This is a genomic window from Enterococcus casseliflavus NBRC 100478 (assembly GCF_001544095.1).
GTDB classification, from domain to species: Bacteria; Bacillota; Bacilli; order Lactobacillales; family Enterococcaceae; genus Enterococcus_D; species Enterococcus_D casseliflavus.
Genome location: NZ_BCPT01000026.1, coordinates 19,173 through 30,933, shown reverse-complemented (window position 1 = coordinate 30,933; position 11,761 = coordinate 19,173). Strand labels below are relative to the sequence as shown.

Here is an 11,761-nt window from a genome sequence, read left to right as displayed (position 1 = left end):
CCCTGGTGCTTCTCTTTTTATTTCTTGGAAAATAAATTCTATTTCATCATTATTATGAGCTCCCATGTTGAATGAAAGAACTATGTGGTCCTCTCCGTTGTATACATATATCTCATTATTTAGATTATTAACATAATTTTCAATAAACTCTTTGAAATCAGTGTATGGTGTCTTGGGAGCTAAAACAAAGGTTACTGTGTAATTATATAATTTGTCTAACTCTTTTTTCTGCTTTTGTACTTCATTACTTTTTTCAGTTATTTCATCAGCTTGATTTCTGATAGTTTTCAAATTGACAAGATTCAATACTGTCATAATAAAAATACTAACTAACAATACAGGGACTATATATCTAATTAATTTATTCTCTTTTTGTCTATCTTCAACTATTTCTTCTATCAGCAATATCTCAATAGATATACCTAATAGCTCTGATATTTTTATCACATTTTTTTTACTAGGATAAGTATGACCTAACTCCCACTTAGATATACTTTTATCACTAACATCTAATATTTCAGCTAATTCTTGCTGAGTAAGAGAATTAGCAATTCTATATTCTTTTAATTTTATTGATAGGATAGATTCACTCATTTTACTCACTCCTTAAACATTGATACTTCCATTATTACTTTTTTAAACTCTTTATTACAGGAACTTTCAAAAATAGAGTAAGAAATAACTAAGTATAACGCCAAATATGTAAACTCTGACACGTTTAAGATAAAAAAGCAGATAATCACCGTACAAAACATTTAACGCCCTCAGAACAATTCTGAGGGCGTTTTTACTTGGTATAACATCTGATTATGTTAACTAAACTTTAAAATAACTGAGTTAAGTTAAAATTTCTGGGAATTATTTTTTAGCTCGATAATTAATGAATTTATTAAATACTTCCGTCTTTATAATTACAATACTAATTGCAATAAGTACAAAGATAACTATCGTTAAGAGTACAAAACCATTCTTATAGGTAAGTGCTTCGTTGGGAAGTGGTGCAAATCCAGAACCGCCAACTATTATATTCGCTATATCAAAATAACTTAGCAAAATAAACGGAAGCAATTGAACGTTTACATAAGTATTTAAAATACTAGGTTGGCTTACTATTAGCGGAATAACAAGTAATATTAAGCCTATAATAAGGTTTTTTGATACCAAAGAAATCAACATTCCCCAAAATAGAAAACAAACCACTAATAAAATGTAAAAAAGAAAGTTTTTGAGAAGAAATAGTTCAGTAGTCATTATAGTCACTTCTGAATTATTAATGATTCTAGCGATAGGATATTCGCTATTTCCAGTACCATTTTTTATTGCGAGGATCAAAAAGATAAAAGTAAAAGATACTACCAGATTTGAAATAATAGTAATACTGTAAGCTATAAATTTTGTAACATATATTTTTAGCTTACTAGTTGGCGAAGCTGAATAGATATTTAGATTTTTCCCCCTGGAATCTGAATTTACTAGAAATGAGATATGAATAGCGATCAAGATCAAAATAATTAATACAAAACTGAAATTAGATAATAAAATACTAAAATAATTAACACTTCCTAACTCTCTTAAATTACTGCTCAATTTTTCCATATTGTTATCTTTTATATTTTGAAGCTTCGCAACCAAAGATTTTTGGTCTACTAGAGGAATAGAAACAAGCGTTCCAGCTTCCATATCATTTAGTTTTTTTTTTTCTAATTGTAATTCGTAGTTTACTATTTTTTTATTATCATTTTCTTTAATTCCGTTAATAATTTCTTTCATGTAATCTGCGGTTTCTTGCACGTCTTTAATTGCTTGCTCTGCATTAGGATCATTCTTCATAGACTCAATAGCTCCTAAAGCCATATCATAATTACTTTCGTAAAAGAATAAATCGTTCGATTGGCTTTTAGCTAATGCAAAAGGCAGTATCAGAGATAATGTCATAAATAAAAAAAATATATACGTTGTTTTATCTCTGTATATTTTTAATAATTCGAATTTTAACATACTAACTTCTCCTTTTTATGAAAAATTTTCAAAATAAAATTGCTTGATTTGTGTATATTCCAAAGGGGCTTCTTTCAAAGATCCATCTACTAAAAAAAAGATTTCGTCACAAATTTTACTAGATTCAAAAATATTATGTGAAGATAGCAAAATTGTTCTGCCTTGTTTTTTTAATGTCAAAAAAACGTTTGTAACTAAATCTATATTCTCTATATCTAATGCGTTTAATGGTTCGTCAAAAATCAAAAATTCAGCACCGCTCGCGATAGCAACTGCAATTAAAACTTTTTGCTTCATTCCTAGAGACATATTTTTAACTAACTTGTCTTTGTAGGATCGAATACCAACTAAATCTATAATTTGTTCAATGTTGCAATTATTTTCCCAAAGTTTAGAAATAAAACTTATATTTTCATAAGCAGTTAGATTTTGAAATAATGAGTCGGAATTTTCTAAAAAAAACAAATTTTTATTATATTTTTCTCTTTTATCTTTATTAAAACTCAGCAAAATAATTTCTCCTGATTTTGAAGCAATTTGATTATTAATCGTTTTAAATAGCGTTGTTTTTCCACTACCATTTGGGGCTATAATACAAATAATAGATTTATTAGTGATAGTAAGAGATAAATTGTTAAGTATTTCTCGTTTGTTTATTTCTACTGATAATTTTTTTATAGATAATATCGGCATTTCCATAATAAATACTCCTTTTAAAATACTTGTTTTTATAATATAATATCATTGTAACAAATTATATTATAGGAGGGAACAAAATGAAAGCGTTTAAAAAAATTATTTTTACTTTAGTTGGTTTGTGTTTTATCATACCAACAGTGAGTGCCACTGCATCGTCTATTGAAAATGACATTGCTAATCAACCAGATATTACGATAGTAGATGCCCTAACAACTAGAGCTGCTAAAAAAGAAGCAGTGGTCAAGAATACTGCCCAGCAAAAAAAGACAGACACTGGTGTATGGAGTGCTTTGTATAACATTACTTACAAAAGTATTTGGTTCACCAATGGTGTTACACAAACCGGATACAGAACTATCAAAGAAGCCTACTTCCCAAGTCATATAGAATATACTTTTGCCTACGATTATAGAGTTTATTAAAATAATAAATAATTTATGTTTTATAGTCGTTACCGCGGTTCTGTTGCAAAGTTTTAAATAAAGAATAAAATCCCTTACGGTATCTATGATTTAAGCTGGGATTCCCAATAATACCTTGATTTCAGTACAGACCGAAACCCGAAGAGAGTGCCTTCTTTTCGGGTTTTCTTATATAATCCTCGAATGGCTTCCATGCCTTTAATCGTGGTAGAGGCAGTGCGTAAACTTCGATAGAATTTATTGCGTCTCTTTACTGGACGATGGTCTTGTTCAATCAAATTATTCAGGTATTTAATGGTACGATGTTCTGTCCCTTGATAAAAGCCGTATTCTTTTAGTTTCTTAAAGGCACTTGTAATAGAGGGGGCTTTATCTGTGACTACAACCTTCGGTTCATCAAACTGCTTCACTAACCGCTTAAGAAAAGCATAGGCTGCTTGTGTGTCCCGTTTTTTACGTAACCAAATATCCAAGGTTAAACCATCTGCATCGATGGCTCGATACAAATAATGCCATTTTCCTTTAATTTTGATGTACGTTTCATCCATTTTCCATGAATAAAAGGATTTTTTATTTTTCTTTTTCCAAATTTGATAGAGTAGTTTGCCATATTCTTGCACCCAACGATAAATCGTCGTATGAGAAACGTTAATGCCACGATCATATAAGATTTCTTGAACTTCACGATAGCTAAGGTTATAACGAAGATAGTAGCCCACGGCTACAATAATCACATCCTGCTGAAATTGCTTTCCTTTAAAATGACTCATCGTCATTCCTCCTGCTATCTTTTTCTATTATTCTACCTTATCTGATAGTAGATTTAAAACTTTGCAACAGAACCATCCAGTCGATCCAGTTGATCCAAGTGAACCAAGCGAACCAACGGATCCAAGTAAACCAACAGAGCCAAGCAAGCCGACAGAACCAAGTAAACCAACAGTACCAAACAAACCAGTAGACACAAACCCAATTGAAAACCCAGTTAATACAGATACAGGCGTTGTGATTGTTGCAGTTGAAGATAGTAAACCGATTATTCAATTAGCAGACGGAACAACAAAGAAAGTTGAAGCTAAAGAAATTGGCGCAAACGTTCAAAAAGACGGAACAGTAACGGTTAAAGGTTCAGACGGAAAAATGAAAGTTTTACCAAAAACAGGAGAAACAGAAAATATTGCATTGTCTGTCCTAGGTTCATTAATGGTATTAGGATCAGGAATCATTTTTAAAAAGAGAATTTAAGTAAATTTAAAAGCATGGTCGCAAGTTTTACGAGAGTGTAAAATATTTTGTGTAAATAGAAAAAAGGGTTCTGTTGCAAAGTTTTCCAAAAAATCTATTTTAGTGTAAAATTGAGAAAAAAAACAGAGAGGACAGAGTAATGAATCATTTTAAAGGCAAACAATTCAAAAAAGACGTCATTATTGTCGCTGTTGGTTACTACCTGCGTTACAATCTAAGCTATCGTGAAGTTCAGGAATTGTTATATGATCGTGGAATAAATGTTTGTCATACTACGATTTATCGTTGGGTGCAAGAGTACAGCAAAGTCCTCTATTATCTTTGGAAGAAGAAAAATAGACAATCCTTCTATTCATGGAAAATGGCCGAAACCTATATCAAAATTAAGGGACGTTGGCATTATCTTTATCGTGCAATTGATGCGGACGGCTTAACCTTAGATATCTGGTTACGAAAGAAACGGGATACGCAAGCAGCCTATGCTTTCTTAAAACGACTCCATAAACAGTTTGGTGAGCCGAAAGCAATTGTGACCGATAAAGCACCTTCTCTTGGCTCCGCCTTTAGAAAGTTACAGAGTGTGGGTTTATATACTAAGACAGAGCACCGAACTGTGAAGTATCTTAACAATTTAATAGAACAAGACCATCGACCTATTAAACGACGGAATAAATTTTATCAAAGTCTCCGTACAGCCTCTTCCACGATTAAGGGCATGGAGACCATTCGAGGAATATATAAAAAGAACCGAAGAAATGGAACGCTCTTCGGCTTTTCGGTGTCTACTGAAATCAAGGTATTAATGGGAATAACAGCCTAAGATATTTGGAGTTCAGATAGGGCGCGTTTAATTTTCAAACTTCGCAACAGAACCCTCCCTTCAATTGTGGTTGAGGAGTGCCTTTGTGCTGTAGTACTATAATTTTTCTATCGTTTGACTATCTTAGATATCGTCAATATTACTGTAAAATAAATCTATTTCATTTTTGTCATACTCTAAAATCCAATCATTAAATCTATCATACAGTTTTTTTTGACTTTGAACATTATTAGACCAAATGTCACATCCCCTATCGTCATAGATATTAACAATAGTTTTTGTCTTTGAATTATACAGAAATAGATTGTCACTTACTCTCAATTTTCCAACTTCGTTGAAATCTCTGTAGCACAAGCCATCAATAATTTTTGCTATTCTTACATTGTTTCTCTGTGTATTAATGACTAAAATAGTCGCTTGATTTTCATAATATGAATCAAAAGCAGAAGTAGTAAAACTATCAACGATTTGATAGTTGGCTTTGTAGAGGTACTTACGTATCAAACCAGCTCCTGAGAATTTAGAAGCTGTAATAATTATCTGTAGTTCTTTCTCGTCAGAAAATACCTCAGTAAACAATGTTTTAGCCCGATCCTTTGCTGCTTCAATTCTCTTCTGAAAGTTCTCTTCTGATTCAGGTGCCAGTTCAAATCTTAGATTGCCTTTCAGCTTGTAAGTATTATATGAAGACAAAAATATGCTCCTTATATTGGGATTCATAAAAGTTCTCCTCTCAACCTCTTTAAAGATATGAAGGCTATTTTGATATAATCTTTCCATTTCCATCTGTTGAAGCTTTTCTTTTCCCTGATTTATCTCTGATTTTCCATTCTTTCCCCGCATGGCCTGACATATCTTTTTCTTTAGTATAGCCAGTTTTTGGATCTCTCCAAGCAGAAGGTGCCCCCTTACGATGAACTTTTTGATTCATATTTTTTAATTTCACACGACCGGTTCCGTCTAAAAGGCTCTTAGGAATGCCATATGTGTAGCTAGTGTATTCTTGCTTAGTTACTGATTTACTATAATTGTATTGTACTTTTTTTTTCGTTTTTGGCCTAGGTTTCGAATTTACATGACTTCGAATTTTATTATAAGCCCAATGTCCACTTTTTATAATGGCTTTTCCTAAAATGTATGTTCCAACAGTCACACCTACAGCAGTTGTTGCTACGACAGCAATTTGACCAACTCCTGGAACCCCATATACCCAAACTGAAGCCCATCCTACAGCTGGAATAAAAAATGCTCTGCTTTGCCCACTATTTGAAGTAGAATCAGCTAAAATACCTATGCTTAAATCAGTAGGTTCCTCTATACTTTCTAATAAATGGTCAAATTCCTCAGGAGTATAGAAATTCCCATTGATATAAACGCCTTCTTCTGTAAACTCTATTTCAGTTCCATCATCAATTTGTTCCGAGATAAAAGCAGTTAATGCTTCTTCATTTAGGTTTTCGTCAATGGGATCAGGTAACGTTTCTTCTACTTGATTTGAACTTTCTTGACTAACTATTTTTTGATCTGCTGCGGCTACAACTGATTCACCTGTTCCAACAATAATCGACCAAGGCAATAATACTGCTAAAAATACTCTAACTGCTTTTTTCAAATTTAATCTCCTCCCACTATAATCCAATAATTATATAGTGTAACTATACTCATGTTTTAAATATAGTTACAACTTACAAAAATGAAAGGAGGATAAAGAAATACCAAATCCTACGCTAATTGTTGTGTATTCTCTGACGTTACTTTCTTGATCAATCACCTTTATTCTATGAGTTGTTTATCGTTCATCCGCTGTTCCCTCCATCGCAACCTCGCCTTCTTCAATCTTTTTCTTTATCCTAAAAAGAGTACTACGACTGAAGCCGGTAATGGATTCAACCTCTTTATATGATTTACCAGAAATAAGAAGTTCATATGCGTGGCGTTTTTTGGGAGTGATCGTAGCTTTCGGACGACCTTCCTTAAAGTTCGGGTTGTTCTTTTTTGCAAACATCTTTCCTTCTTGAGTACGTTCTACGATCATGTCACGTTCCATTTCAGCAACACTCAACAAGGTACGAACGATCATTCTCCCCATCGAAGTATTTTCAATCGATCCTAAATTCAAAACCTTAATTGTAACGTTATCATCGAGTAAAGGCTCAATGATTTCTAATGCCTCCCGTGTATTACGAGCGAATCGATCAAGTTTAGTAACGACAATCTCATCTCCAGGTTTCAGACTATCCAACAACTGATTAAACTTTGGCCGATCTCGTTTTGTACCTGTAAATTTTTCAGAAAAAATATTTTTCTTCTCAACACCGTTCTCAAGTAGCTGCTGAATCTGTTCCTTTGTACTTTGAGAAGCAGTTGAAACACGTGCATAGCCATATTTTGTCATTTAATCCACCTGCTCTTACAAATCATCGATCGTATACTCCGAGTAACCTTCATAGAAATAGCTGACATCGATCCCTTTCATATACAACTCGCGATCGTTAATTTCATCAGTTAAAGCGTTAGAAATTAGATAACGTATTTCTAAGTCATTTACCGGACTCCGCTCCATTGCAGAAAGATAGTCTTCTTTGTTGATCAAGTTCCAATCGACAACTTTTTGCAATTCATCCTTCAAAATGAGATCCAGCCAAATTCTAGTACTTCGGCCATTTCCTTCACGAAACGGGTGGGCAATATTCATTTCCACGTATTTTTTTATAATCTCTTCAAAAGAAGTTTGCAGCATCTGATCAATATGCTTTATCGAATGTTCCAGGTACATGACCGGTGCGAATCGAAAATTTCCTTTTGCGATATTGACCGTTCGAATTTTTCCTGCAAAATCGTAAATTTCTGAAAAGAGAAAATCATGAATTTCAGATAAGCCTTTAAACGTGCCGACTTCGATTTCGTTTATTTTCCCTGAATCGTATAATTCCTTCGCCTTTTGCTTGCTGAGTTTTTCTTCTGCTTTTGCCAACTCAACTTGATTGGTTAAACCCAATTTATTCTCTAAAATCATGCAAAATCCCCTTAACTTTATGACATAAGTTTCTGAAACATTCCCAAGCCTATTATATCGCGAATTTAATCATGTGTCAAAAACTATTGAGTTTCTGACTCTTTTGTTTCTAAACCCTAATTTCTCAAAAAGTTCTTTCATAAAATAATAAAATTTTAATTTGATTTATTTTTAATATACTATATAATTAATTTATTAATAAAAATATTTTTAAGGAGTGTTTAATTTGAAAAAGATTATAAGTGTTGGTTTATTGTGTCTTTCCTTGTCTAGCGTTGCTTTATCAACAGTATCCTCAACCCTACCATTAGGTACTACCGTTGCTTATGCACAAGATGATGGACTAGGAACATGGGCAGAATTTGCTTTAAATCAAATACCTAACGCAAAAATTAGAAAAGAAGCCCGCTCAAAATATTACTCTTTACAAAAATCACATAATCAATGTGTGGCCAAAGCATTTTTAAGTGGTGTAGCATTTAGTGGTCTTTCAATCCAAGCTGCTATACAAGGAGCTTACAATTCCTTGTCGTGCAAGTAATCCTGATAATAGATCAAGTGAAAAAACACCCTAAACAAAGAAAATCGTTGTTTAGGGGTTTTTTTTATAGAAATATTAACTAGCGGATATCAAAATAGCCACTGTATTATTTACTTTTGGCAATAAGTTTCGAAAAAAGTACCCTTTTGGTTAGACTATTCAAGCAATTATAAATCTAAGGTGTTTTCCCTTTTTTTAACATTAATAGTGTCATTATTGTAGGACCGGCTATAGGTATTAAATTTACTAATACAATCCACCTAGAAAAACTTAAGTCATTTAATCTTCTGATCTGAAATACCCACAGCATTAGATTAAGAAAAGTAAACAGTAAAAATAGTATCAAGTGTAACAAACTCGTATATTTGAAATAAAAACTTTGCTGAATTAGCGATATTCCAGTCATCTGTCTTGAGATTACTTCTAGAATAAATCCAACAACAAATACAACGAAAAATATCTGCCAATACTTTGCTCTTGAAGTTTTTCCTTTCCAATTTGTAATATTTGAGACTATATAATTAAAAATAGCTATCATATCATCACTCCATATCAACTTTATTTGTTAATTTATTTTACCACATACATATTATTCTACTGTTTCATAAATTCTGCTAAGTTCTCTTCATCAGAATTAAAAACAGAACTAACTTTTTTCTCGAATTTTATGAACGTCGGTACGAACTCTACTTGATACTCTTTTCTTATACGTTGAATTGAAGAATCTATATCAGTGTTTTCAGTATCAATATAGTAAACCATATTCTCTTTATTCAAAGTATAATATTTGAGATCTTTTATAAATTCTCTACAGTAAGGACAAGTAGCACGTCCAAAGTAAACATAAAAAGTAGCATCTTTACTTCTTTCCAATTCCTTCTCTAATTCATCTGGTGATATTTTCAACAAGTTTTTAATGTTATCTTCATAAGTTGATTTATCTTCTTTTGATACTTCACTTGTATTGGTATTATCAATTTTTTCTGTAGAATAATTATTAGATGAACATCCTGATAGAAGTATTCCGACAAGAATTAAAAATATTAAAAAAGTTTGTTTATTTCCCATAGATGGCACCTCTTTTATATAATATAACTTCCTATAAATACAATATTAACACAATTATAATATAAAAACATATAGCTATAAAATTAGTTTATCTCATATAGAAAATTTTTTTATGTTAGCAACGACCTAGTTTTTTCTTTTAAAGTATTTTTCCTTCTGGCTATAAGGCCTAATAATTGTTCTAATTGTTGTTGATCTTCTAATATATCTAGTTCATGTTTTACTATTCGTTCAACAATGTCTTTCCCAAACTCATCTTTTAAAAAATCTGTTAGAGGAATACAAGGTCTATATGCTCTTGCTAAAACGTTTTTAGAATATTTAATTTCTCCTATTTCCAAATATCCTTTACTTAATAAATTACTTATTACAGAAGCTGTTGTGTTTCTATTTAAATTTGGTACTAATTCTAACAACTCATGTTTCGTTATCGATTGATTGAACTCATAAAAATAATAAAGAACTTGATACTCAGACTTTCTTAATTCCGACAAAGTAGACATCCTCTCCTGTTATAATCAGTAATCATATCCTTAAGATACGTTTTGATTATATTAGTATTATTAACTAATCAACTCTTTAATTAAATTATAGCCTTAAAAAATATTTAATTAATAAATAGAAAAATATCACAGATTTATTTATAAGTCTATGAATTCATTTCTAAAATGGAGCAACCCAAAAACATACATATAAAAGCGATCGTTTATAAACATGAAAAAGCAAATGATCATTCTATAAAAATAATTTCCATTAAATGAAAATCCAAACAAAAAAAAGAATCAAAAACTTTTAAGTTTCTGACCCCGTCGAGAATTTGCCCAAATACTTTTAAAACTGATTTTCAAATGAACACTCTTTTATGCTACCACCTTCATAACGATGGTTGATTTTCTCTTTTTTGCTATCCCTCCCAAACGATCCGCTTTATCCTAATCGTAGCTATATTTTTCATCACATAGACAATTCCAATTGGCATCGTATGTTAGTGCTTGACCATGGAAGCTAATCAACAGGTTTCCGGCATTAAAAGCTACTTGATACAAAGCTGATAACTTTCAATTTTTTACTGAACATAAAAAAATACCTTCTATCTTCCAATAAAAAGTATTTTTCCGTATTGAAATTCTTACTAAACTCTATAACTCCATGTATAGTAATAGGTATCAAAAATAATACCTCATTTAGTATAACTCCGATTTATTTTATATCTATGATTCAACAAAAACTAGCTCAGCTAGTTTAGTAGCAATAGTATCCATAGAATCTTCATTAGTACTTAAACCACTACGAGATCCAAGCAGTGGGCTAATTTCCCTAAGATCATCAAAAGTTGTTTCATGTACAATAGGAACAAGTAAATCTCGAGCAAGTAAAGCAGAAAGTTCTTTATCTGCTATACCTTCACCTTTAATTCTTTTAAGAAATGACGGAGTAACAAGTACAATTCCAACACGAGAGTTGGCTAAACCTTTATCAATTTCCCTAAGTAAAGGAGCTCCTAAAGCAACATCCTTTTCACTAAACCAAATAGAAACACCATTTGATTCTAATAGGTCATGTAATAACTTTGCAGAATTCTTACGATCATCCCAAGCATGACAAAGAAAAACATCTCGTAAATCAACTTTATCAGCTCTTATTTCTACATTTTTACGAACTGGAGTAAGGGTTTTTATTTGTGCCGGCGTATATAAAACTGTCGAAATAGAGGGTGACCAACTTGCCCTTCTTTTAGATTGTGGGTTACCACTACTAATATGTCGTTTAGAACTTCCAGAACTTGAAGGTATACTGTAATTGCTAAAATAGTTATTCCCCCCATATCGATTTCTACCACTGCATGCTGGACAATCAGCTGCAGCACTTGCTGTTCGGTGACCTCGGACAGGTGCTGTACATCTTACCATAATTGAAGAACTCCTTTCATATAATTAAAATTTTTATTAGTA

General features: G+C 31.9%; 16 protein-coding genes. 4 read left to right on the top strand and 12 right to left on the bottom strand.

Translation table 11 applies throughout. The features are described 5' to 3' along the window. The 3 genes from ECA1_RS15780 to ECA1_RS15770 form a co-directional block, all read right to left on the bottom strand. Nucleotides 1–594 (bottom strand): helix-turn-helix transcriptional regulator (locus ECA1_RS15780; protein ID WP_060793015.1); only part of this gene is annotated, 594 nt, incomplete at its 3' end. A gap of 264 nt (nt 595–858) precedes the next feature. Then, nucleotides 859–1,998 carry an ABC transporter permease subunit gene (locus tag ECA1_RS15775; RefSeq protein WP_060793014.1) on the bottom strand — a complete coding sequence of 380 codons (1,140 nt, stop codon included), beginning with the start codon at nt 1,996–1,998 and terminating at the stop codon, nt 859–861. A 15-nt stretch (nt 1,999–2,013) separates the two neighbouring features. Further along, nucleotides 2,014–2,697, bottom strand: a complete 684-nt coding sequence (locus ECA1_RS15770) for an ATP-binding cassette domain-containing protein (protein WP_060793013.1) — start codon at nt 2,695–2,697, stop codon at nt 2,014–2,016. 77 nt (nt 2,698–2,774) lie between these two features. On the opposite strand from ECA1_RS15770, the gene ECA1_RS15765 reads away from it, so the two are divergent. Beyond that, the gene (locus ECA1_RS15765) at nt 2,775–3,119 is read left to right on the top strand and encodes a hypothetical protein (RefSeq protein ID WP_060793012.1); all 345 of its coding nucleotides are present in this window, start codon (nt 2,775–2,777) and stop codon (nt 3,117–3,119) included. A gap of 90 nt (nt 3,120–3,209) precedes the next feature. Here the strand turns inward: ECA1_RS15765 and ECA1_RS15760 are convergent. Next, a protein-coding gene (locus ECA1_RS15760; protein WP_162264660.1) for an IS6-like element IS1216 family transposase occupies nt 3,210–3,889 on the bottom strand; the annotation gives its coding sequence in 2 pieces (ribosomal slippage) (nt 3,210–3,253 and nt 3,253–3,889; 681 coding nt in all). A 61-nt stretch (nt 3,890–3,950) separates the two neighbouring features. Here ECA1_RS15760 and ECA1_RS15755 point away from each other — a divergent pair. Both ECA1_RS15755 and ECA1_RS15750 read left to right on the top strand, forming a co-directional pair. Beyond that, nucleotides 3,951–4,364 (top strand): LPXTG cell wall anchor domain-containing protein, encoded by a 414-nt coding sequence (locus tag ECA1_RS15755; protein ID WP_255209327.1) that lies wholly within the window; start codon nt 3,951–3,953, stop codon nt 4,362–4,364. A 139-nt stretch (nt 4,365–4,503) separates the two neighbouring features. Continuing rightward, nucleotides 4,504–5,184: an IS6-like element ISS1N family transposase gene (locus ECA1_RS15750; protein WP_060793011.1), complete on the top strand. Its 681-nt coding sequence runs from the start codon at nt 4,504–4,506 to the stop codon at nt 5,182–5,184. Nucleotides 5,185–5,307: 123 nt separating this feature from the next. Here ECA1_RS15750 and ECA1_RS15745 read toward each other — a convergent pair whose 3' ends face one another. From ECA1_RS15745 to fic, 4 genes are all read right to left on the bottom strand, one after another. Next, complete coding sequence (locus ECA1_RS15745) at nt 5,308–5,904, bottom strand: DUF3885 domain-containing protein (RefSeq protein ID WP_010723017.1); 597 nt, start codon at nt 5,902–5,904, stop codon at nt 5,308–5,310. Between the two features lie 37 nt (nt 5,905–5,941). Beyond that, nucleotides 5,942–6,796, bottom strand: a complete 855-nt coding sequence (locus ECA1_RS15740) for a hypothetical protein (protein WP_060793010.1) — start codon at nt 6,794–6,796, stop codon at nt 5,942–5,944. Nucleotides 6,797–6,973: 177 nt separating this feature from the next. Next, nucleotides 6,974–7,579 (bottom strand): recombinase family protein, encoded by a 606-nt coding sequence (locus ECA1_RS15735; RefSeq protein ID WP_010723019.1) that lies wholly within the window; start codon nt 7,577–7,579, stop codon nt 6,974–6,976. 15 nt (nt 7,580–7,594) lie between these two features. Then, on the bottom strand, nt 7,595–8,200 hold the full coding sequence (gene fic / locus ECA1_RS15730; RefSeq protein WP_060793009.1) for a protein adenylyltransferase Fic: 606 nt from the start codon (nt 8,198–8,200) through the stop codon (nt 7,595–7,597). A gap of 226 nt (nt 8,201–8,426) precedes the next feature. Here fic and ECA1_RS15725 point away from each other — a divergent pair, with 226 nt between their 5' ends. Then, entirely contained in the window at nt 8,427–8,741 is a 315-nt protein-coding gene (locus tag ECA1_RS15725; RefSeq protein WP_060793008.1) for a hypothetical protein, read from the top strand. 175 nt (nt 8,742–8,916) lie between these two features. On the opposite strand, the gene ECA1_RS18045 is transcribed toward ECA1_RS15725, so the two are convergent. From ECA1_RS18045 to ECA1_RS15705, 4 genes are all read right to left on the bottom strand, one after another. Next, a complete protein-coding gene (locus ECA1_RS18045) occupies nt 8,917–9,279 on the bottom strand; it encodes a DUF805 domain-containing protein (RefSeq protein ID WP_060793007.1) in 363 nt (120 codons plus the stop codon). Nucleotides 9,280–9,335: 56 nt separating this feature from the next. After that, complete coding sequence (locus tag ECA1_RS15715) at nt 9,336–9,809, bottom strand: DUF6568 family protein (protein WP_060793006.1); 474 nt, start codon at nt 9,807–9,809, stop codon at nt 9,336–9,338. Nucleotides 9,810–9,919: 110 nt separating this feature from the next. Beyond that, nucleotides 9,920–10,303: a hypothetical protein gene (locus tag ECA1_RS15710; RefSeq protein ID WP_060793017.1), complete on the bottom strand. Its 384-nt coding sequence runs from the start codon at nt 10,301–10,303 to the stop codon at nt 9,920–9,922. 717 nt (nt 10,304–11,020) lie between these two features. After that, the gene (locus ECA1_RS15705; protein WP_060793005.1) at nt 11,021–11,719 is read right to left on the bottom strand and encodes a toll/interleukin-1 receptor domain-containing protein; all 699 of its coding nucleotides are present in this window, start codon (nt 11,717–11,719) and stop codon (nt 11,021–11,023) included. Nucleotides 11,720–11,761 lie beyond the last annotated feature (42 nt).